Consider the following 19,246-nt stretch of genomic DNA (forward strand, 5'->3'; position numbering starts at 1 on the left):
GGCCGTGCGTGAGATCCTCGACGACCTCGTGGCCACGTGGCGCCGCGGCGAGCCGGCCGGTCTGGCGACGGTCGCCGCCACCTGGTCCAGCGCGCCCCGCCAGCCCGGCGCGGCGATGCTCGTCCGGGCCGACGGCACTGCGGCCGGGAGCGTCTCCGGCGGCTGCGTCGAGAGCGCGGTCTACGAGCTGTGCCGGGAGGTGGCCGGCTCCGGGCAACCCCGGACGGCGCGGTACGGCGTCACCGACGACGACGCCACTGAGGTGGGCCTGCCCTGCGGCGGCACGATCGATGTCTTCGTCGAACCGGCGGGCTTCCCGGAGCTGGCAGTGCTCGCCGACGAGGTGGCCGCCGGGCGGCCGGTGGCGTTGCTGACCTGTGTGGACGGCCCGCCCGACCGGATCGGCCGGCACCTGGTGCTCACCCCGGACACCCGGCACGGTTCCCTCGGCGCCGACGGCCTCGACGACACTGCGGCCGCCGACGGGCGGGGCCTGCTCGCCGCCGGCGGTACCGGGCTGTTGCACTACGACCCGGGCGGCCGGCGGCCGGGCAGCGGAGTCACCGTGCTGGTCAACTCGTTTGCACCGGCGCCCCGCATGCTGGTCTTCGGGGCCACCGACCACGCCGCGGCGGTGACCCGGATCGGATCGTTCCTGGGCTACCGGGTCACCGCCTGTGACGCCCGGCCGGTCTTCGCCACCGCCGAGCGCTTCCCCGGCGCCGAGGAGGTGGTCGTGGACTGGCCGCACCGCTACCTCGCCGCCGAGGCATCGGCAGGCCGGCTCGACACGCGCACGGTGGTCTGCGTCCTGACTCACGACGCCAAGTTCGACGTCCCTGCGCTGAGCATTGCCCTGGAGCTGCCCCTGGCGTACGTGGGCGCCATGGGCTCCCGCCGCACACACGCCGACCGCCTCGAACGCCTCCGCGAGGCCGGGCTGGCGGAGCCCGCCCTGGCCCGGCTCTGCTCGCCGCTCGGGCTCGACCTGGGCGCCCGGACCCCTGAAGAGACCGCGATCAGCGTGGCGGCGGAGATCATCGCGGTGCGCTCCAACGCCACCGGCAGGCCACTGACGGGAACCTCGGGCCCGATCCACAAGTGAGCACCAGGACGAGGACGGGTACGGCTGCTTTCTGAAGGACTACCGCCCCATCCCTGGTAGCCCTACCCGGCCTGGTCGGGGTCGTCTCCGTCCAGCAACACCATCGTGTCGTGATCGACCGTGCCCGGCTCGGCGTGATAGATGAGCAGGCTGTGTCCGGGCGTGCCCTCGATCCGCATGGACTGGATGCCGAGCGTCACGGTGCCGACGCGGGGGTGGTGCAGGGTCTTGGTGTCCCGGCGGTGTGGGCGCACCTCGTAGCGTTCCCACAGCCGGGCGAACTCAGCGCTGCACGAACGCAACTCGTCGACGAGCAGCACCAGGTCGGGGGCGTCGGGTTCGAGGCCGGCCAGGGCGCGCAGGCGGGCGATGCAGCCGGTGGCGGATGCGTCCCAGTCGGCGAAGAGGCCGCGGGCGGCCGGGTGCAGGAAGCTGTACCGGGTCAGGTTCTGCCGCTCCTGCGGCCAGTCCTCGATGCCGGGAAGCGTGCCCAACCCGCCCGGGTTCGACGCGAGGACGTCGGTGGTGCGGCTGAGCAACAGCGCCGGGTACGGTCGCAGGCTTTCCAGAATCAGGCTGACGCCGTGGGAGGGTTTCTCGTCGGCCGGCGCCGCCGGCGGTGGCGCGAGGTTGGCCACCCGGGCGGCCAGGCCGATCAGGTGGGCGTGCTCGCTGGGGTCGAGATTGAGCGCGGTGGCCAGCGCGTCGACCACGGCCGGACCGGGCCGGTGCTCCCTGCCCCGTTCGAGCCGGGTGTAGTAGTCGACGCTCAGGCCCGCCCGTACGGCGATCTCCTCGCGGCGCAATCCCGGGGTGCGGCGTACGCCCGGCCCGACGACGACTCCGGCGTCCTCCGGGCACATCTGAGTGCGGCGAGCGCGAAGGAACCGCCCCAGTTCCGCGCTTCCGGCACTCTCTCGTTCCCGCACCATCACACCAGTGTGCCAGCGGTGCGGCCCGGCACCCCCGGAGCGACCACTCAGACCCGGGACATGCCGGTCAGCGGTGAGGGGGCATGCCAGGGCCAGGCAGCACGGGTCCTGGCTCTGCGGATCCGATGGCGTCAGTCTTGGACACCGTGACCGCCGGCGTTCGTCCACCACTGCCGCGGCCGCGACGACGTCATCCTTCCCCCTCACAGCGGAGTGACCGTGAACGATTCAAGAGCTTCGCAGGTCGGCCGGCGAACCCTGCTCGGCATGTTCGGCGCGGCCACCGCCGCGACAGCGTTGGGACTCGGCGGCGCCCGCCCCGCGTCGGCCACCGGCACCCCGGCCACTGGACCGGCTCGTGGGAGGTCGTCCGCGCCCGAAGCGACGACCAGGTATGGAAGGGTCCGCGGCACGCGGACCACCGACGGCGGCAGCGCCTTCCTGGGCATTCCCTACGCCCGGCCCCCGGTGGGTGACCTGCGCCTGGCGGCGCCGGTTCCGCCCCTGGCCTGGCGGGGAGTGCGGGAAGCGGCCTCGTTCGGGCCCGCGGTGCCCCAGAGCCCGCCCCACACCGCCGTCCCCGCCGGTGACGAGTGGCTCACCGTCAACATCTGGCTGCCGCCGGGTGTCACCGAACCGGTTCCGGTCATGGTGTGGATCTACGGTGGCGGCTACGCCCGTGGCAGCGCGGACGAACCGACGTTCGAAGGCTCCGTGCTGGCCCGCGAGGGCCGGGTGGCCGTGGTGACGTTCAACTACCGCACCGGAGTGGACGGTTTCACCCACATTCCGGGCGCTCCCGCCAACCGCGGCCTGCTCGACCAGGTGGCACTCCTGCGCTGGGTCCGCGACAACATCGGCGGCTTCGGCGGTGATTCCCGTCGGGTCACCGTCTTCGGCGAGTCGTCCGGAGCGGGTTGCGTGGCCGCGCTGCTCGCGATGCCCTCGGCCAGGGGCCTGTTCCACCGGGCTGTCGTGCAGAGCATGCCGCGTCCCTACCTCGCGCCACGGCTGGCCTACGAGATCGGCAATGAGGTCGCCTCCTCCGCCGGAGTGGGCTTCAGCCGCACAGAGCTGGCCCGTGTCCCGGCGCAGAGCCTGGTCGAGCACGGCGCGCGGGTACAGGCTCGGATGCCGTCGTTCGTCGACCGCTGGGGACAGATCGCCGCGATCGGAGGCGTGTACGGCCCGGTCGTCGACGGCGTGGTCCTGCCCCACGATCCCTACCAGGCGCTGGCCACCGGCGCCGGGCGCGACGTCGAGGTGATCTTCGGGCACACCCGGGACGAGAGTCGTCTGCTCATAGCGCTGGCCGGCCGCACGGGCCGGATCGGGCCAGCCGAACTCGAACAGGCCCTCCAGATGTTCGCGCCGCACGGCGATCCCGCCGCGTACCGGAACGCGTTCCCCGGCAAGGGTGACGAGCAGTTGTACGAGATGGTCCAGTCGGACTGGACCTTCCGCATGCCGCACATGGCACTGGCGACCGCGCACGCCCGGGCGGGCGGACGCACCTACTTCTACGAGTTCGTCCACGAAGTGGTCGGGGTGGGCGGCATTCGCGGCTCGCTGCACGGCATGGACGTGCCCCTGATCTTCGGCAACTGGGTGCCGGGAACCTACAGCCTCGTCTTCGCCGAGCCGCCCACAGCCGAGGACCTCAGGCTGGGCACCGAGGTGCGCGAGGCGTGGACTCGTTTCGCCCACACCGGCCGCCCCGGCTGGCCGCGGTTCGACGGCGGTAGCAGCGCGCCGACCAAGATCTGGGGCAACGGCGACCGCGTCGGCCGCTACCCCGAGATCCGGTCCTGGAGGCTCGCCCGCGGTGACCGGTTCAGCCCGTACGACGTGGTGCGGTAGCGGCGGCACAGGCGCACGAAGGGCCGGACCGCCGACGCGTCACACCGCGCGCGGGGGCGTTCCGGCCGCATGTCCCCGGACGTGCGGAACTGGGCAGGCGCTGACCCAGCGTGCTTCAGTGAACGCCCGCCGGGGCCGGGTCATCGCCGCACCGACGGGAGGGGCGTCACGGTCCTCGGTGTGGCCGTATGGGGAGCCCGGCAGGTGTCAGATCCCTTGGGCGAGTTCGGTGAACGCCGCGGCGATCCTCAGTGTCGGGCGGGCGTCGACTTCGAGTTCGTAGTGGCCGCGGCGCAGATTCTGTACGACCGAGCCGCGGACTTCATCGGGCAACCCTGCCCGATCATCCAATCAGTCCACGCAACAGAGCCGCGCGGGGAAACATCTACACGGTATTGATGTTTCTTCCCTCGACAAGAGGACCATCGACCAAGGGCTGTTTCCATGGTCGACCAGGGTTCCCACCGACCGCCACGGGTGAAAGAACAAACTTGAGGGCACGCCAGTGGATGGTCGCCCGGCGCCTATCCCTTGCCCCGCGGCGCGTTCGCCGAGCCGCGCACGCCGACGCCGGTGCTGGGCGGCAGCGAGCAGTACGCCGCGGTGTTCAGCTTGGGGGCGGGCGTCATGTCGAGACCGTTGCGGTACTTCGTTGCGCCGTACCCACTGACGCATGGCGGCGGCTTGAAGAACGTGGTGACCAGCCCCATGTCGATACCGTCCGCGGTGATGGCCGTCGATCCGGCCGCCGCCACGGCCGGCAGCGTCACCAGTGCCTGCTCCAGCCCGTCGCGGCGGACCAGCGCGATGTCCGAGGTGGTGAGCAGATTACTCAGCAGCACGCCGAGGCCCGGATCGGTGTCGTTCAGCATCCCGCTCACCTGGTCCGCGGCCGCGGGGGCGGCGAGAATGAGGCGCCGCAGGTCCGGGTCGGAGCTGTCCAGTTGGGTGGCGAGCAGGTTCAGGTCATGACTGAACGAGCGCAGCGCATCGCTCGACTCCTGCTGCGTCCGGAGCACCACCTGACCGTTCTCGAGAAGCTGAGTCGTGGGACCGATGTTGTCCGACGCGGCCCGGGTCAGGTCCCCGGCGGTGTCCAGCAGGATCTGCAGGTTTCCGCCCTGGCCGGCCAGTGCCCGGTCCAGCTCGTCCACCACGGTGCGCAGGTCGTCCTTGGGTACGGAGGCGGCCAGGCCCGCCGCCGAGGTCAGCATCGTGGTGACCGGCAGCGGAAGCCGGGTGTCGGCGCGCTCGATGCGCGCTCCGGCGGCCAGGTACGGTCCGCCGTCGCTCTTCGGGCGCAGGTCGACGTACTGTTCTCCCACCGCCGACCGGTTGGCCACCACGGCCTGCACCGCGGCCGGGACGCGTGGCGCGGAATCATCGATCTTGAGGTCGGTCTCGATGCCGTCGGCGGTCAGCCGCATGGCGCCGACGCGTCCGACCGTCACCCCCCGGTAGGTCACCTCGGCATTGGTGAAGATGCCGCCGGACTCGCCCAGTTCGAGGTGGACCACGTAGTAGCCGCTGTGACCGACATAGCGGCCCAGGTCGGCATAGCGCAGCCCGATGAAGCCGACCACGAGCACACCGAGGACGGCGAAAAGGACGATCTTGAGCTTCGCACCGAGCGTGAGCATCAGCCGGCACCTCCTGCGGATGGTTCCGACGAGGCCGAAGGTGTCGAGGGCTCGGGCGTCGAGGGCTCGGGCGTCGAGGCACTGGGTGGCGAGGAACCGGCCGGCGGCGATTCCGGTGCGGACGCCGAGGGCGGACCTGCCTGCAAGGGTGGGCCGATCTGCGAAGGTGAGGTCGCCGTCGAGGGCGTAGGCCCCCACGGCGGAGTCGAACTGACGATGGGCAGCGGGAGTGGTGGAGCGCTGGCTCCCGGTGTGCTCGGCGTGGTCGAGGCCGGCGGGTGGCGGCCCTGAACCTTCCGCGCTGCGGCAGCGATGGCGTCGCCGGGCGTCAGCGGCGGGATCACGGTCGTGCCGGGCGCAGCGACCAGTGACAGATACACGTTGAGGTAGTCACCCTTGATCGTGTCGAGGGTGGCGTCGGTGAACGGGTAGGTCAACAAGATCTGCAGCGCCTGCGGCAGGGCCTGCCCGGCGTTGCTGAGCTGCCGCAGCACCGGGTCCAGCAACTTCAGGTCGGCCACGAGGTCGGCCTGGCTCCGCTCGATGGTGTCGACCGCCGTGTGGGACAGGGAGTCGAGCGACTGCAGCATCGCGACGAGCTCACCGCGCTGCTGTTCCAGCACCCGCAACCCTGGGGCGAGGTCGTCCAGAATGGCGCCGATCTGTTGGTCTCGCTGGGCCAGCGCGCCCGCGAAGCGGTTGAGGGCGTCGATCGCGGCGGTGATGTCCGCTCGACTGCCGTCCAGACTGGACATGAGCGTGTCGATGTTCTTGAGCAGCGCCTTGATCTCCGGCTCGTTGCCGTCCAGCGCGTTGTTCAGCTCCACGGTGATGGTGCGCAGCTGGGCGATCCCGCCGCCGTTCAGGAGCATGGAGAGGGCACCGAGGACCTCCTCCACCTCCGGGTTGCGGTTCGTCCGGGCCAACGGGATCTCGGCGCCGTCGCTCAGCGTCCCGGCGCCGGAGCCGTCGGCGGGTGCGGCCAGCTGAATGTACTTCTCGCCCAGCAGGCTGGACTGGTGCAGGCGGGCCACGGCGTTGGCCGGCAGGCGGACGGATCCGTTGACGAGCATGGTGACCCGCGCGGTCCAGCTCCCGTCGGGCAGCTCGACCTTCGCCACCCGCCCGACCGGCACGTTGTTCACCCGTACCGCCGCGTGGGGCACCAGATCGAGGACATCGGCGAAGTCGGCGACGACCCGGTACGGGTGCGGGCCGAGATCGGCGCCGCCGGGCAGCGGCAGGTCGGAAGCGCCGGACAAGGCGCCCGGGCCGCAGCCGAAGAGCAGCATCACCACGGCGGGCAGGACGAGCAAGCGGGGCCAACGATTCATCAGCGGCCTCCCGGAGTGCCTTGGACGGTGCCCACCGGGGGTAGGGGCAGGGCGGGCGCCGTCGTGGACGGCACCGCTACGGGTGGCTGGTCCGGACCGAGCTCTCGCAGGTTTCCCCTTCCCTCGAAGGACCCGGTGGCCGGGTTGTAGGCGCCGAGCACGTTGGTGAGCGCCAGCGGCGCCACGTCCAGTGCCTCTTCGAGCGAGGTGCGCTGCCGGAGCAGGGTGTCGGTGATCGAGGCCAGCTTGTCGACATTCGATGTGATCCGGCTGCGGTTGTCCCGGATGAAGTCGCGCACCTGGAGCAGGGCGGTCGCGAGTTCGCGGAGCGCAGCGGCGAGTTCCTGCCGGTCGTCGGCGAGGAAGCCGGCCACGTCGCGCAGCTGGGTCTCCGCCTTGCGTACCTGGCCGTCGTTGTCCCTGAGCATGGCCGTGAAGCGCTCGAGGTTGGCGATGGTGTCGAACAGGTCTCCCTGAGAACCCGAAAGCGTACGGGTTGCCTTGCCGAGGTCGGCGATGCTGCTTCCCAGTGCTCTACCGTTGCCGTCCAGGTTGGCGGCGCCTGTCTCCAGGAGCTCGGACAGGGCGCCGGCGCGGTTCGCGCCGTTCGGTCCCAGCGCCGTGGCCAGTCGGTTGAGGCTCTCGTAGAGCTGGTCGAGCTCGACCGGCGTGGCGGTGCGCTCGACCGGTATCTCGTCGCCGTCGGCCATCTTCGCCCCGCCGGTGTAGGCCGGGCTGAGCTGGACGTACCGGTCGCTGACGATGCTGGGCGCGACAACCGCGGCCAGCGCGCCGGCCGGCACCTCGACATCGCGGTCGATCGTGATCCCCACCCGTACCCGCATGCCCTGCGGACTGACCGAGGTGATGGCACCGACCGGTACGCCGAGCACCCGCACGTCCGAGCCGGCGTACACGCCGACCGCCTCGCCGAAGTACGCGACGATGTGCTTGGTGCCGAAGTCGCGCATCACGAGCCAGGCCAGCGAGCCGGTGAAGGCGACCAGCACCGCGAGACCAGCGGCGAGGATACGACCCGCCCGGTACGACGTCGGACTCATCGCGTGCTCCCTGTCCTCGGCGGCACACATCCGCTCGACGGCGCGGTGCCGGCCGGCAGGTACGAGTCGGGCACGAGGCCGCACAGGTACGCGTCGAACCAGCGACCGTTGCCGATGGCGTTGCCCACCATCCGGTAGTACGGGCCGGCCAGGGCGAGTGCCCGGGTGAGGTTGTCCTGGTTGCGCTGCAACACGTCGGTGACCCGGTCCAGAGCCGCCAGCGTCGGGCCCAGGGTCGCGGTGTTGTCGGCGACCAGCCCGGAGATCTGCACGGCCAGTTGCTGAGTGCCGGTCAGCAGCGCGCCGATCGCGTCGCGCCGCCGCTGGACCTCGGCCAGCAGCAGGTTGCCGTCGGCCAGCAGCGCCTGGAACTGTGCGTTGTCGTCGGCCAGCCGCCCCGTGATCTGCTTGGTCGCCGTCAGCAGCTGGGCCAGTTGCGTGTCGCGGGAGGAGATGGTGCGCGAGAGGTCGGACAGTCCCCGCAGCGCCCCCTTCACCGAGTCGGGCGTGTTGCGGAAGGTCTGCGCCATCGTGTCGAAGCTGCGGGCCAGCGCGTCCGTGTCGATCTGGCTGACGGTGTCCGACAGCTGCCCGAACGCCTCGGTGACGTCGAACGGCGAGGTCGTCCGGCTGACCGGGATGGTGGTCCGCGGGTTCTGCGATGCCCCGCCGAGCGGGTCGAGAGCGAGCACCTTGTCGCCGAGCAGGGTCTTGATCCGGATGGCCACGGTGCTGGTGTCGCCGACCCAGGTGTCCTTGACCCGGAAGCCGACCCGCACCACGCCGCCGTGCAGCGCCACGCGGGTAACGGTGCCCACCTTCACTCCGGCGACCCGCACTTCGTTGCCTGTGCGCAGTCCGGCCGCCTCGGTGAAGTCGGCGGTGTACGTGGTGCCGCCTCCGATGATCGGGAGGTTGTCGGCGTTGAACGCGAGCACCGCGAGCGCGGCGGCCAGGGCCAGGCCGAGTACGCCGGCGAGGACGGGATGGCGGCTGGGGCGGCTCATCGGCACCTCGCCTCGGTCACCGGGAGCCCGGTCGGCGGTGGACTACCGTCCGACGTGGAGACCCCGCTGACCGTCGCTGAGCAGAGATAGAAGTTGAGCCACGAGCCGTACGAGGCGGTCCGGCCGATGTTCTCCATCTTCACCGGCAGGCGCTGAAGGAACGTGTCCAGCTCGGAGCCCTCCGACAGGGTGGCCGAGACCTTGCCGAGCGACACGATGTCCTGACGCAGCGGCTCCCGTCCGCTTCGGAGCAGGCCGGCCGTGGTGGTGGTGAGATCGCCGATCGCGTCGATCGCCTGGCCGATGGGTTTCCGGTCCTGGGCCAGCCCGGAGACCAGCTCCTGGAGGGTGCTGATCAGTGTGGAGAGCTTGTCGCCGCGCGCGTTGACGGTCTTCAGGACCGCGTTGAGGTTGTCGATGACCTGGCCGATCACCTCGTCCTTGGCGGCCAGGGTGGAGGTCAGTGACGCCGTGTGGGCCAGCAGACTGTCGACGGTGGTGTCTTCTCCCTGCAGGACCTGGACGACCTCGTTGGCCAGCTGGTTGACGTCCTCGGGGGCCAGCGCCTGGAACAGCGGTCGGAAGCCGTTGAACAGCGCGGTGAGGTCCAGCGCCGGCGTGGTGCGCCCGAGCGGGATGGTCTGGTCGGGCGCCAGGATCTCACCGACGGGGCCCACGCCCTGGGCCAGCGTGATGTAGCGCTGCCCGACCAGGTTGCGGTATTTGATGGTGGCGGTCACCGAGGCCGGCAGGGTACGCGTGGCGTCGACGGTGAACCGCACCTCGGCCACCCGGCGGTCGACCACCCGGATGCCGGTCACCTGGCCGACCCGTACCCCGGCGATGCGGATGTCATCGCCGTCGGACAGGCCGGTCGCATCGGTGAACTGGGCGCGGTAGGTCCGGGTCTCGCCGACGCTGGTGTTGGCGATGCTCAGACCCAGAATGGCCGTGGTGATCACGGTGACGACGGCGAACACGGTGCCCTTGATGGCCGGGCCGGCGATGCTCTTCGTCATGGTGTCAGCGTCACCTCCTTGCCGCGGAAGACCGGGCCGACCAGCAGGCTGCTCCAGGGTGGCAGCGACCGCGGTGCGACGCCGAGCGAGGCGGCCATCAGTTCGTTGAGGTACGCGCTCTCTTGCGGGGCGTTGGCCAGGCTGTCCGGGCGGGACATGGTCGGCGTGTACGGCGTGGGATAGCAGGCGGGCCCGCTCTTGTCCTGGTACGCGGGTTCGTCCTTCCCGGGCAGGTACGCCCCACGCGACGGGGTGACGTGCAGCCTCACGTGCAGCCCCGGCTCCGACGTACCCTTCCCGAGGGCCTTGTCCATGTCAGACGCCGTGTCGGAGAGCTGTTGCAGGACACACGGAAACTCCGGCGCGTACTTGGCCAGCACGGCCAACGTCGGCCGGCTGTTGGCGGACAGCCGGATGACGGTGTCCCGGTTGTCCGCCAGGAACGAGTTCAGGTCACCTCCGGCCGAGGTCACCGAGGCGAACAGCGTGCGGAGATTGTTCTGCTGCTCGACCAGGGTCCGGCTGGTGACGCTCAGGTGGGTCAGCGCATCAGTCAGGTCGGGTGCCGCGTCCGCGTAGCTGTTCACCACCTCCACCAGCCGGCTGATGTTCTCGTTCAGCCGTGGCAGCGAAGGTTCCAGCTCCGTCAGGTAGGCGTTGAGGTCACGCAGCGTCGTACCGAGCTGGGCGCCACGGCCGTCCAGCGCCTGGGCGATGGCGGTGAGCGTCACGGACAACTTGTGCGGCTGCACCGCCTGCAACAGGGGCAGCAGGTCCGCGAGGACCCGCTCCAGCTCGATCGCGTTGGCCGAGCGGTCCTGCGGGATGACCGCGTGCTCGGCCAGCCGGGCCGGGCCGGGCCGGCTGGGCAGGACCAGGGCGACGTACCGCTCGCCGAACAGTGTGGTCGGCAGCAGCTGGGCCGAGACGTCGGCCGGCAGCAGCGGGAACTGGTCGGGCCGCAGCGCCAGCTCCAGCCGGGCGCCGTCGCCGGTCGACGTGATCCGGCGGACCTCGCCCACCACGACGCCGCGCGCCTTCACCTCGGCACGGGGGTGCATGTTGTTGCCGGCGCTGGTGGTCTCCACGAAGACCATGGCCGCTGGGGTGAACCGCCCCTGATAGCGGGCGACGACAAGCCACACCAGCAGCACGACGACCGCGAGGAACGCGAACCCGGCCAGGCGGCGGCTCAGCTTGATCATCAGCCGGTCACCTTCACCGTCGTGGTGGCTCCCCAGATCGCCAGGCTGAGGAAGAAGTCGGTCAGGCTGATCAGCACGATGGCATTGCGGACGGCGCGACCCACGGCGACTCCCACGCCGGCCGGGCCACCGCTCGCCCGGTAGCCGTAGTAGCAGTGGGTCAGGATCACCAGCACGCTGAAGACGAGCACCTTGCCGATCGACCACAGGACGTCCTGCGGCGGGAGGAACAGCGCGAAGTAGTGGTCGTAGGTGCCGGCGGACTGCCCGTTGAACAGGATGGTCGTCCACCGGGAGGCGGCATACGAGCTGATCAGCCCCATGCCGTACAGCGGGATGATGGCGATGAATCCGGCCAGCATCCGGGTGGTGACCAGGTAGGGCAGGCTGGGGACACCCATCACCTCCAGCGCGTCCACCTCTTCGGAGATGCGCATCGCCCCGAGCTGGGCGGTGAAGCCGGCGCCGACCGTGGCGGACAGGGCCAGACCGGCCACCAGGGGCGCGATCTCCCGGGTGTTGAAATACGCCGAGATGAAGCCGGTGAAGGCAGAGGTGCCGATCTGATCCATCGCGGCGTACCCCTGAAGTCCGACGACGGTGCCCGTGAACATGGTCATCGCGACCATCACGCCGACCGTGCCACCGATCACGCCCAGACCGCCGCTGCCGAAGGCGACCTCGGCCAGTAGACGCAGGATTTCCTTCGAATACCGGAACAGCGCGCGAGGCACCCACAGCGCGACCCGTACGTAGAAGACGAGTGAGTCACCGAGCGTGTCCACAGGGGACATAGCGCGGTCCACCAACGACGGTCCCCGCGCGCCCGATGCGTGTGTCACCTCATGCGCCCTTCGGCGGTACGACGCGCAGGTAGATGGCCGTGATCACCAGGTTGACGAAGAACAGCAGGAGGAAGGCCAGTACGACGGACTGGTTCACCGCGTCACCCACCCCCTTGGGGCCACCCTTGGCGGAGATTCCCCGGTTGGCCGCGACCACCCCGGCGATGAAGCCGAAGATGAGCGCCTTGATCTCGCTGACCCACAGGTCGGGCAGGTGCGCCAGGGCGGAGAAGCTGGCCAGGTACGCCCCCGGCGTGCCGTTCTGCATGATGACGTTGAAGAAGTACCCGCCGACGACACCGACGGTGGAGACCAGCCCGTTGAGCAGCACGGCGACGCCCATGGCGGCGTGCACCCGGGGCACGACCAGGCGCTGGACCGGCGAGATGCCCATCACCTCCATCGCATCCATCTCCTCCCGGATGGTGCGAGCGCCCAGGTCGGCGCAGATGGCCGAGCCACCGGCGCCGGCCACGAGCAGCGCGGTGACCAGTGGACTGGCCTGCTGAACGATGGCCAGCACACTGGCCGCCCCGGTGAACGACTCGGCACCCAGCTGCCGGGTCAGCGAACCGACCTGCAGGGCGATGACCGCGCCGAACGGGATCGAGACCAGCGCCGCCGGGAGGATCGTCACGCTGGCGATGAACCAGAACTGCTCGACGGTCTCGCGGACCTGTGGCCGGGTGGTGAACGACATGCGGGCGACCTGAGCCGCCAGCGTGAACACCCGGCCGGTTTCAGCCAGTGCGTTCATGGGACACCTCATGGCGGCCGGCCAGGATGCCTTGCTGGGCCGCGGGTGGTAGCTGGTGCAGGATCCGCATCACCCGCTCCTGCCGACGCGCGGCCGCCTGCCGGTACGGCTGGCCCGGAGTGGGCGTCAGCTGCGGTACGACGCCGCGGACATCGTCCAGGTCGGGTTCAGTCATCGCCTCCGCGGCGGTGGCCGCCGCGTCCTTCTCCTCGGACATACCGATGGGACCGCTGCGCCGGCCGTTGAGAAACTGAGCGACCACCGGTTCGTCGCTGGTGAGCAGCACCTCGCGAGGGCCGAAGGTGACCAGTTGCCGGCGGTACAGCATGCCGATGTTGTCCGGCACGGTCCGAGCCATCTGAATGTTGTGGGTGACGATCAGGATGGTCGCGTCGATCTGCGCGTTGAGGTCGATCAGCAGCTGTGACAGGTACGCGGTGCGCACCGGATCCAGTCCGGAGTCGGGTTCGTCGCACAGGATGAACTCGGGATCGAGGACCAGCGCGCGGGCCAGGCCGGCGCGCTTGCGCATACCCCCGGAGATCTCGCCGGGCAGCTTGGACTCGGCTCCACTCAGGCCGACCATCGCCATCTTCTCCTCGACGATGGACCGGATCTGCCGTTCGTTGCGGCGGGTGTGTTCGCGCAGTGGGAAGGCGATGTTGTCGTACAGGTTCATCGAGCCGAACAGCGCGCCGTCCTGGAACATCACCCCCATCAGCCGCCGGGTGCGGTAGAGCTGGCGCTCCCGGCAGGAGACGATGTCCACGCCGTTGATCACGACCCGGCCGCGCTCGGGCCGGACCAGGCCGACGAGGGTTTTGAGGAAGACCGTCTTTCCGGTGCCGGAAGGACCGAGCATGACCGAGATCTCGCCGGCAGGCAGGGTCAATGAGACGTCTCGCCACACCGTGTGCCGACCGAAGGACTTCGTCAGACCGTCGGCCTCCACTTCGATGCCCATTGCAGTCTCCGGCCTATCGGGGAGGAAGGTTACTCGGCAGTACGTTCTTGCCGGCACGTTACTTCCGGCAACATCACGGCACAAGACGACACCCGCCGGACGGCTTTTGCCCGGCCAAACTTGTCACAGATAGACAAGAGCCAATGGCAAGATTGTCAATCGACGATAAAGGCGTCATCGTTGCGGTGCCGGTATCTCGGGCGGACATCCGTTGGCGCCGGCGGTCTCCGGGGAGCAGAGGTTCCCCTGGATCATCTTGACGTAGTTGTTCGGCCCCGACAGCGGCGCGGTGAACAACGGGTTCAGATCCTCCCCGTCGGCGCCCCGGCAGCCGGTGAACGCGAGGATGGTGGTCGTACCGGTAAGCGGTCCGCCGCGGGCGACGGTGTAGCCGGTCGGCGGGATGGTGCTGTTGTCACCCGATCCGACGAGGGTGAAGTTGTCGGTCTCCGGCTCGGTCGTGTGGCAGTCCGCGCCCGCGGCGAGCGGCACGCCGTTCACCTTGACGTCGGTGAGCCGGATAGAGATCCGGCCGGACAGCGTGGTCGAGACGAGGGTGTGCTGGCCGTTCGCCTGCGTGGTCTCCGCCGAGCCGGTGATCGGAGCGAGCAGGCTGAGGTGCATGGTGGCGCTGACCGGCACGAAACCGAACGTCAGGAACGTCGCGGTGGCCGGTGGGAACTCCCCCTCGGACAGGCCCGGGGTGATGCCGTTCGGCTCCAGCATGAACTGGTAGTCGGTGACGGTGTGCCGGACGCCGCCGCGGATGACGCACAGGCCGATCGGGATGGTGGACGGCACGCAGAAGCTCCGGTTCGCGGTGATGACCACGCTGGCCAGGGCGGGGTCGGGTGAGCCGAGCAGAGCGGCGCCGTCCAGCTTGGTGACGTTGGAGTAGCCGACCACGTACGCGCAGCCCAGCTGCTGGATCTGGCCCGGCACCTGGAACGCGCTGCAGGCGGGCGGGGTGGGTGGCGCGGCCCGGGCCGCCGTGAGCGGACCGGCCGGAGCGGCGCGACCGGCCCGGTGATTGCTGGCCGGCGCGGCGGAGGTCAGCGTGCCCGCCGCCGCGAGCAGCACCGCGACTATGGCCGCGCGGGTCAGCCAGCGGATGCGTTTACCCGGCACGGAATTCCCCCGTTCGGTGGGGCCGCGCCCTGGTCGCCGGGGCGACCGGGACGCGGCGGTGGTTCCGATCCCGACTACGGCGAGGTGATCTGCAGGGCAGAGTCGAGCACGTACGGCGTGTCGTTGCCGAACGGGTTCTCAGCGTCAGCGGTGGCGTAGTAGGCGCCGATGTCACCGTTGTTCACCTCACCGAGGCAGCCACTGACGTTGCTGATCGTCAACGGCCCGTGCGGCAACGTGACGTCGCCGGTGGTGGAGGTGCCGTACTCCGGCGCGATGTCCGGGGTGACGTTCAGCGACTGGGTGGCGTTGTCGTAGTACACCGGCGCGTCACCCGAGACGGTGAACGAGCAGGCCGGCATCGACACGTTGACGTTCTTGATGTGGATGTAGCCGTCACCGTTCGCCGGGGTGACGCCGTCGGACTTCACGCCCGGGTAGTTCTGGATGACGATCTCGTACGGCGTGTCCGTCGCGATCGAGGTCACCGAGCCGAGCAGGCTGGTGCAGCCGCCGGCGGTGTTGAACAGCAGACTCCCGACGCCGGTGGCGAAGGTGGCCGGCAGCGCGACGCCCGACTGGCTGGGCAGCGCGCCGGTGGCCTGCGAGCCGTAGTTCTGGCCGCCACCGCTGGTACAGGTCAGCGAGATGCCGGTGTTGAGATCCAGGAACGAGCTGTGCGAGGTGACGGCGCTGTACGAGCCGCCCGCCGCCGGGTTGGTGACGGTGATGGTGGCCGCGGTGTCGGCGGCGTGGACCGCGCCGGCGCCGATCAGGACCGCCGCGCTGGTCGCAGCGGCACTCGAGAACAGGATGCGGGCCACGCGGGTGCGCATTCTCATCTTTACCTCCTCAGTGGGGGATGCACTGCCGGCTCAGCCGAGGACGGCCGGGCCGAGGGTCAGGGTGAGCGTGTTACCCGGCCCCGGGATGGTCAGGTTGATCAGCCCGGTGTTGAGCAGGCAGTGCTCGAACGGCGGGATGGTGTACGTCCCGGACACGACGCCACCCCGCAGCACGCTGAACCCGGACTGCGAGGCCAAGGGGATCTCGGCCGGCCGGACGGTCCGGCAGCGGCTGCCGACCGGAGCGGGCAGGCCGGCGATGGTGAGGCGAGTCACCCGCAGGGTGATGTGCGACGTGCTCTGCATCGCGCCGGTGTCGAGGTTCAGCGACCCGGTGGTCGGCTCCGCCTCGGTGAGCTCGACCGTCGCGCTCACCGGGATGATGCCGAGTTCCTTGAAGTTCCCGGTGGCCGGGGGCAGGGAGACGCCGGCGGTGAGTGCGCCGCTGTCCAGGTCGACGGTCGCGTGCAGGCTGCCCGGACCCAGCGGCAGGTCGGAGTCGTTGGAGTTGATGTGGCTGACGCCGTTGATCGGATAGGTGGCGTTGATGTCGGCTGCGGCGGCGGCTGGTGAGGCGCTGACGCCGACTGCCGACGCGGCCATCGCCGCGACGAGGAGAACACTTGCTTTCCGTACGCGCATTGGCACTCTCCTGGGGAAATGCCCGCGACCGAATGGTCGCCGGCCTCGCTGTAGCCCGCTCCGCCGGCCCCTTCCCGAGTCCGCCCGGCGCCGTCGGCAGGACCTGGGATATCGGGCCGTCAGTAGCTCGGAGTCGGCCTCGGCGGTATGTTACTGACGGGTTACAAAGGGCCACAAGCAGAGACGCCGATGAATTGCTCGAGTGCCCGGCGGGCCGCCGTTTCTTATCACTTCCAGCACGAAGTGCCGACGCGGATTGTCACGGCACGCGCAATTCAGCCCCGGGACGGGGTCCGGAGCGGCCTGTCGGATTTGCTAGCTATGACCGGTATAGAGGGCAACTTGCGCCAAGTCGACCGACATGGACTATGTTCGATGCCACGTCGAACCGGCCGCCTGGTGTCGGAAAGGGGCAGACGTCGATGACCCGTCCACTGCAGGCCGACAGCCACGCCACGAGGAGCAGCCGGGCGAAGCCGCCGGAGGTGTTCCCCCGCCACCTGGCCGTCATCATGCGGGCCGAACTGCCGAGCCTGGCCACCGAGATCATCACCGAGATCCGCGAGACCATTCCCGAGTACGCCCGCCCCATGGACGGCCCGTACGGCCAGGCCATGCGGCTGGGCGTCGAGCACGCGCTCGAGTCCTTCATCGACCAGATCGCGGACCCGTCCGCGTCCCACGAAGGCTGGGACGGGGTGTTCCGGCGGCTCGGCCGGTACGAGGCGAACGAGGACCGCAGCCTGGACAGCCTTCAGGCGGCATACCGGGTCGGCGCCCGGCTGGCCTGGCAACGGGCCGTGAAGGTGGGCCGACGGGAAGGCCTGCTGTCGTCGATCATGTTCCAGCTCGCCGACACGCTGCTCGGCTACATCGACCAGTTGGCCACGCTGTCCGTCGAGGGGTACATGGAGGCGAAGGCACGCAACGCCGACGCGCTGAACCAATGGCGCCGTCGGCTGCTTCGGCTGATCCTGGAGTCCCCGCCCGCCCCCGAGAGCGCGGTGAAGGACCTGGCCAACCTGGCCGGCTGGACGGTGCCCGACGAAGTCACCATGATCGCGGTGTGCCTCCGCAACCGGGATGCGACGCCGCCCACGGACGACGTGTTGTCCGACCTGGACTGCGTCGAGCCATACCTGCTCGTGCCCGGTCGGCCTTCGGCGGACCGCCGGACCCGCCTGGTCGCGGAGTTCCCCGGCAGTCGCTTGGCCATCGGTCCCACGGTGCGGCTGAGCGCGGCAGCGGACTCTCTGCGCTGGGCCCGGCAGGCGCTTGCGCTGGCCGAGTCCGGCGCGATCGATACCGGGCCGGTGATTCTGTGCGAGGAACATCTCTGCGAGATGCTGCTGTTCTCCGACTGGGCGCTCGTCGAGCAGCTCGCCGACCGCGAGTTCGCTGCGGTACGGGAGATGACCCCCCACCGCCGGGACCGGTTGGTCGAGACGCTCGAGGCCTGGCTGGACGCGCGCGGCTCGGCATCCAAGATCGCCGAGCGACTGCGCGTGCATCCGCAGACCGTCCGCTACCGCATGCGTCAGCTTGAGCAGAGTCTCGGCGAGCAGCTCGACGATCCCGACTCCCGCTTCGCCATGGAACTGGTGCTGCGGGCCCGCCGGCTGCACGAGCGGGCCAACGGGGTTGTCAAATGACCGTTACCCGCGAGACGCGTCCCCGCCACCTGCTGGTGGTGCTGGCTCTCGTCCTCGCTCTGGTCGCCGCCGGCGCCGCCGGGTGGACGGGCTGGTCGTGGTGGTCGGCGGCGCACGACGACTCGCTGCGGTATTCGCAGACCCGCGACGAGGTGCTGCGCGCCGCCGAGCAGGCGATCCAGAATCTCAACACGCTGGATTACCGCACGGCTGGGAGCGGCATCAATCTCTGGATCGACTCCACCACCGGCACCCTGCGCGATCAGCTCAACCAGGGCCGCCAGAACTTCCTCACGCAGATCCAGAAGGCGAAGACCATCACCACGGCGAAGATCCTCGACGGCGCGGTGACCGAGCTGGACGAGCGTGCCGGCAAGGCGAGCGTCATCGTGGCCATCGAGTTGACGGTGACCCCGGCGACCGGCAAGCCGACCACCAAGCGGGAACGGCTGGCGGGCCAGCTCACGCGGACCGGGTCGACCTGGAAGCTCAGCTCCATCGGACAAGTACCGGTTTCCGCGGCCTGAGCCCGCGTACGGAAGGAACCAGCACGCATGCCGACACCCACCCGCCCACCTCGGCGGACCGTTTCCCGGCGGATGGTGCGACGCCGGCCGCTCACCGATCCCACCCCGCCACCGGAACCCCCACCCGCGCAACCGGAGTCCTCGGCGACGCAACCGGAGCCCCCGGCTGCACAATCTGCCCTTCGGCGGCCCAGGACACAGGTCTTGGTGCTCGGCGCGTGCGCTGTGGTCCTGAGTGGACTGGCCGCGTGGTTCGCCCAGCAGGCACACCAGGTGCGCGCCGCGGCGGGCACCAACATCGCGCTGACCGACAACGCCGCCACCAGCGAGGCGAACGGTCAGGTCGTCACCGCGGTCAACACGCTCTTCTCGTACAACTACAACGACCTCGACAAGACCCAGCAGGCGGCCCGGAGCCTGCTGACCGGTAAGGCTGTCTGCCAGTACGACCAGCTGTTCGCGGTGGTCCGGCAACATGCGCCCCAGCAGCGGCTGGTCGTCACGGTCACGGTCACCAACAGCGGGGTGCAGATGTTGACCGGCAACCGGGCGCGAGTGCTCGTCTTCGCCACCCAGAGCGACACCAGCACCGCCACGAAACAGACCTCCACCGCGGGCGCGATGTTCGCCGTCAACGCGGTGCGCCAGGACGGATCCTGGAAGGTGGAGAACATCGACACCTTCAACGGGGAGGCGCGGACCTCCAGCTGCGGCTGACCCCGC

The 19,246-nt window shown here is 69.9% G+C and carries 18 protein-coding genes; 5 read left to right on the forward strand and 13 right to left on the reverse strand.

All coding sequences use genetic code 11. The features are described from left to right. Positions 1–4: 4 nt before the first annotated feature. Positions 5–1,105, forward strand: coding sequence for an XdhC family protein (locus Aau02nite_RS23675; RefSeq protein WP_212990746.1), 1,101 nt, complete (start codon positions 5–7; stop codon positions 1,103–1,105). 62 nt (positions 1,106–1,167) lie between these two features. Here Aau02nite_RS23675 and Aau02nite_RS23680 read toward each other — a convergent pair whose 3' ends face one another. Further along, on the reverse strand, positions 1,168–2,037 hold the full coding sequence (locus Aau02nite_RS23680) for a helix-turn-helix transcriptional regulator (RefSeq protein ID WP_212990747.1): 870 nt from the start codon (positions 2,035–2,037) through the stop codon (positions 1,168–1,170). A 219-nt stretch (positions 2,038–2,256) separates the two neighbouring features. On the opposite strand from Aau02nite_RS23680, the gene Aau02nite_RS23685 reads away from it, so the two are divergent. After that, positions 2,257–3,897 carry a carboxylesterase/lipase family protein gene (locus Aau02nite_RS23685; protein WP_212990748.1) on the forward strand — a complete coding sequence of 547 codons (1,641 nt, stop codon included), beginning with the start codon at positions 2,257–2,259 and terminating at the stop codon, positions 3,895–3,897. Positions 3,898–4,421: 524 nt separating this feature from the next. Here the strand turns inward: Aau02nite_RS23685 and Aau02nite_RS23690 are convergent. The 12 genes from Aau02nite_RS23690 to Aau02nite_RS23745 all read right to left on the reverse strand — a co-directional run bounded on the left by Aau02nite_RS23690 (position 4,422) and on the right by Aau02nite_RS23745 (position 16,344). Next, complete coding sequence (locus Aau02nite_RS23690) at positions 4,422–5,537, reverse strand: MCE family protein (protein ID WP_212990749.1); 1,116 nt, start codon at positions 5,535–5,537, stop codon at positions 4,422–4,424. Further along, positions 5,537–6,871: an MCE family protein gene (locus Aau02nite_RS23695; RefSeq protein WP_212990750.1), complete on the reverse strand. Its 1,335-nt coding sequence runs from the start codon at positions 6,869–6,871 to the stop codon at positions 5,537–5,539. The genes Aau02nite_RS23690 and Aau02nite_RS23695 overlap by 1 nt, the downstream gene beginning before the upstream one ends. After that, on the reverse strand, positions 6,871–7,932 hold the full coding sequence (locus Aau02nite_RS23700) for an MCE family protein (protein WP_212990751.1): 1,062 nt from the start codon (positions 7,930–7,932) through the stop codon (positions 6,871–6,873). Before Aau02nite_RS23700 ends, Aau02nite_RS23695 begins: the two co-directional genes overlap by 1 nt. Next, the gene (locus Aau02nite_RS23705) at positions 7,929–8,939 is read right to left on the reverse strand and encodes an MCE family protein (protein WP_212990752.1); all 1,011 of its coding nucleotides are present in this window, start codon (positions 8,937–8,939) and stop codon (positions 7,929–7,931) included. Before Aau02nite_RS23705 ends, Aau02nite_RS23700 begins: the two co-directional genes overlap by 4 nt. Continuing rightward, positions 8,936–9,958: an MCE family protein gene (locus tag Aau02nite_RS23710; RefSeq protein WP_212990753.1), complete on the reverse strand. Its 1,023-nt coding sequence runs from the start codon at positions 9,956–9,958 to the stop codon at positions 8,936–8,938. Before Aau02nite_RS23710 ends, Aau02nite_RS23705 begins: the two co-directional genes overlap by 4 nt. Then, the gene (locus Aau02nite_RS23715) at positions 9,955–11,163 is read right to left on the reverse strand and encodes an MCE family protein (protein WP_212990754.1); all 1,209 of its coding nucleotides are present in this window, start codon (positions 11,161–11,163) and stop codon (positions 9,955–9,957) included. Before Aau02nite_RS23715 ends, Aau02nite_RS23710 begins: the two co-directional genes overlap by 4 nt. Beyond that, positions 11,163–11,957, reverse strand: coding sequence for an MlaE family ABC transporter permease (locus tag Aau02nite_RS23720; RefSeq protein WP_212990755.1), 795 nt, complete (start codon positions 11,955–11,957; stop codon positions 11,163–11,165). The genes Aau02nite_RS23715 and Aau02nite_RS23720 overlap by 1 nt, the downstream gene beginning before the upstream one ends. 49 nt (positions 11,958–12,006) lie before the next feature. Beyond that, a complete protein-coding gene (locus tag Aau02nite_RS23725; RefSeq protein ID WP_212990756.1) occupies positions 12,007–12,765 on the reverse strand; it encodes an MlaE family ABC transporter permease in 759 nt (252 codons plus the stop codon). After that, positions 12,749–13,729, reverse strand: coding sequence for an ABC transporter ATP-binding protein (locus tag Aau02nite_RS23730; protein WP_212990757.1), 981 nt, complete (start codon positions 13,727–13,729; stop codon positions 12,749–12,751). Before Aau02nite_RS23730 ends, Aau02nite_RS23725 begins: the two co-directional genes overlap by 17 nt. 174 nt (positions 13,730–13,903) lie before the next feature. Continuing rightward, positions 13,904–14,857, reverse strand: coding sequence for a hypothetical protein (locus Aau02nite_RS23735; protein WP_212990758.1), 954 nt, complete (start codon positions 14,855–14,857; stop codon positions 13,904–13,906). A 74-nt stretch (positions 14,858–14,931) separates the two neighbouring features. After that, positions 14,932–15,699 carry a hypothetical protein gene (locus tag Aau02nite_RS23740; RefSeq protein ID WP_212990759.1) on the reverse strand — a complete coding sequence of 256 codons (768 nt, stop codon included), beginning with the start codon at positions 15,697–15,699 and terminating at the stop codon, positions 14,932–14,934. A 33-nt stretch (positions 15,700–15,732) separates the two neighbouring features. Further along, positions 15,733–16,344: a hypothetical protein gene (locus tag Aau02nite_RS23745; protein WP_212990760.1), complete on the reverse strand. Its 612-nt coding sequence runs from the start codon at positions 16,342–16,344 to the stop codon at positions 15,733–15,735. A gap of 422 nt (positions 16,345–16,766) precedes the next feature. On the opposite strand from Aau02nite_RS23745, the gene Aau02nite_RS23750 reads away from it, so the two are divergent. The 3 genes from Aau02nite_RS23750 (at position 16,767) to Aau02nite_RS23760 (ending at position 19,240) form a co-directional block, all read left to right on the forward strand. Then, a complete protein-coding gene (locus Aau02nite_RS23750; RefSeq protein WP_212990761.1) occupies positions 16,767–17,996 on the forward strand; it encodes a PucR family transcriptional regulator in 1,230 nt (409 codons plus the stop codon). Further along, the gene (locus tag Aau02nite_RS23755; protein WP_212990762.1) at positions 17,993–18,523 is read left to right on the forward strand and encodes an Rv1363c family protein; all 531 of its coding nucleotides are present in this window, start codon (positions 17,993–17,995) and stop codon (positions 18,521–18,523) included. The genes Aau02nite_RS23750 and Aau02nite_RS23755 overlap by 4 nt, the downstream gene beginning before the upstream one ends. A 204-nt stretch (positions 18,524–18,727) precedes the next feature. After that, on the forward strand, positions 18,728–19,240 hold the full coding sequence (locus Aau02nite_RS23760; protein ID WP_212990763.1) for a hypothetical protein: 513 nt from the start codon (positions 18,728–18,730) through the stop codon (positions 19,238–19,240). The last annotated feature ends 6 nt before the right edge of the window (positions 19,241–19,246 follow it).

The sequence above is a fragment of the Actinoplanes auranticolor genome, from assembly GCF_018332655.1.
Lineage (GTDB): Bacteria > Actinomycetota > Actinomycetes > Mycobacteriales > Micromonosporaceae > Actinoplanes > Actinoplanes auranticolor.